We start from the raw sequence: 2,078 nt of genomic DNA, 5'->3' as shown, positions 1-2,078 counted from the left end.
AAGGCCTACAGGTCTCCGACGATGAGTTTCAAGCGCTCAATATCAAACCCGGTAAGTTTCATGGCGATTGGAACTATACGCTTCTTCCTCGCTCTTAATCGGTAACTTAATTCTTGCCCATGCCTAACTGTACGAACGTTCCTCGGTGCGATTTAGTCTCGTGCAGGGTGGGCGCTACCCACCCTGCGAAAACGCTCTAGACATAATGTGGCAAAATCTGTTTACCAAAACGGATGAGCACCTTCTTGACGTACTCTAAGGGTACGTATCCCTGGTCCGACTGCCAGATAAACCATTCGGGACTGGCGTTCTCGACCAGTTGATCCATCTTCCGTCGAATATCACTGGTGGTGCCAACCAGGGCGAAGTCGGCGCGCTCTAGCCGTTCCATCGTGCATTCTGACGGTGGCAGGAGCTGCTTGTTCGGGTATTTCATGTCATCCTCAGGGGAACGAAACGCTTCAGTGAAGCCAAAGAAATGTAAGCACTGTTTCCAGCCAATCCCGATCGGGCCGACCTTGACGCGACTCGTTTGTGAGATCACATATTGTGTCAATAACGGCAAGCTGCCCATTTCCCCACCTTCGGTGTGCAGGTGGTGCTCGGGAAATGCCACCGCCTCAAAGCCTGCGTCTTCGGCGATACGAGATAGCTCGGCGATTTCCGCAAACATTTTCTGCCAGTACTCGCTGTGCCGAGCGATCGGCCGTAGCCGTTTGCGTTCTTCGATTGTTGCTGGTAGCGCCGGGTAAAAGAAATACATGAACTTCATCTAGACTCTCCTCACTCTTGCTGACATTGTCACTTTGGTAGACCAAGCACACGCTCACCGACAATGCTGCGCTGAATCTCAGACGTGCCACCGGCAATGGTATACAGGTGGGTGCTCAGGGCATTATGCATCCAGTAACTCCCTTCTCTCGCGTGCTCACTACCAGATACAACTTGACCAGGGAGGCCGAGGAGGGCGGTGGCAAACAGCACGACCTGCTTATTCAATTCGCTTGCCGCGAGTTTCACTAAAGAACTTTCTGGACCCGGAGGTTCACCGCAATTGTCTGGTGAGTTGGCGCAGGCTAGTGTACTTGATGGCTTGCAGTTCACTATAGAAGCGGGCGACTTGTTGCCGCACACTCGAAGTGTCCCTCCCTGGTGCTCCATCGTGCTTGTTACTGTTCACGGTCTCTATAAGGTGTTCAACCACGGCCTCAACCGGGGACAACACGTCAAAGGTCACGCGCTCGAACATCAAGGTCGTTAGCGTGACTTGCCACCCCTGGTTCTTCGCACCGATGAGATTCGCCCTCGGCACCCGTACGTTGTCAAAAAACACTTCGTTGAACTCGGTATCGCCGTTAATCTGTCGTAGCGGCCGCACGCTCACGCCGGGAGCGTGCATATCAACAATAAAGCACGAAATGCCTTTGTGTTTAGGAGCACTAGGGTCTGTGCGCGCTAGCAACAGGCAACAGTGCGCGTACTGGGCCAACGAGGTCCACACTTTCTGGCCGTTGATGACGAAATCGTCGCCCTCTTCGACTGCGCGTGTCTGCAACGAGGCAATGTCCGAGCCCGCACCCGGCTCTGAATATCCCTGACACCAAATCTCCTCGCCATTGAGAATAGTGGGAATGTAGCGTTGTTTTTGTTCTTCGGTGCCCCAATGGATCAGTGTGGGTCCGGCGATCCGCGTGCCCATGAAATTGGCGATCTCGGGCAACTGCGCGCGCACCATCTCCTGTCGATAGATATTCTGCTCCATGACAGTCGCGCCCCGCCCACCGTACGCTTTTGGCCAAAGAATGCCGACCCATCCACCACGATGGAGCTTCTTTTGCCAGGCAAGCTGGATCGCGAAGCGCCTATCCTGATCGAGATGGAGAAACGTGGCGGGATCGTAGTCATCAGGTGGGTTGGACACTAACCACGTCCGTAACTCGTGTCGGAATGTTTCTTCTTGCGGAGAGTAGTCGAAATCCATCAGGACTTACGCTTTGGACCTTAACAAGCCGTGACATGAGGGTTTTGTAGTTCAGCGCGAAGGTAATGACTAAACAAACTCTCCCGCACGGCATACA

At 53.7% G+C, this 2,078-nt stretch carries 3 protein-coding genes; all 3 read right to left on the bottom strand.

Annotated elements, in window-relative coordinates:
* Window positions 1–196: 196 nt before the first annotated feature.
* From FJ147_28335 to FJ147_28325, 3 genes are read right to left on the bottom strand one after another with little or no spacing between them, the layout of a single operon-like run.
* Window positions 197–772 (bottom strand): LLM class flavin-dependent oxidoreductase, encoded by a 576-nt coding sequence (locus FJ147_28335; protein ID MBM4259792.1) that lies wholly within the window; start codon window positions 770–772, stop codon window positions 197–199.
* 29 nt (window positions 773–801) lie between these two features.
* Complete coding sequence (locus FJ147_28330) at window positions 802–1,161, bottom strand: hypothetical protein (protein ID MBM4259791.1); 360 nt, start codon at window positions 1,159–1,161, stop codon at window positions 802–804.
* A complete protein-coding gene (locus tag FJ147_28325) occupies window positions 1,046–1,981 on the bottom strand; it encodes an acyl-CoA dehydrogenase (GenBank protein ID MBM4259790.1) in 936 nt (311 codons plus the stop codon). The genes FJ147_28330 and FJ147_28325 overlap by 116 nt, the downstream gene beginning before the upstream one ends.
* Window positions 1,982–2,078 lie beyond the last annotated feature (97 nt).

The organism is Deltaproteobacteria bacterium (assembly GCA_016874775.1).
GTDB lineage: Bacteria > Desulfobacterota > Binatia > Bin18 > Bin18 > VGTJ01.
The sequence above is the reverse complement of the archived record's forward strand: the minus strand, read 5'-3'. Positions and strand labels throughout refer to the sequence as shown.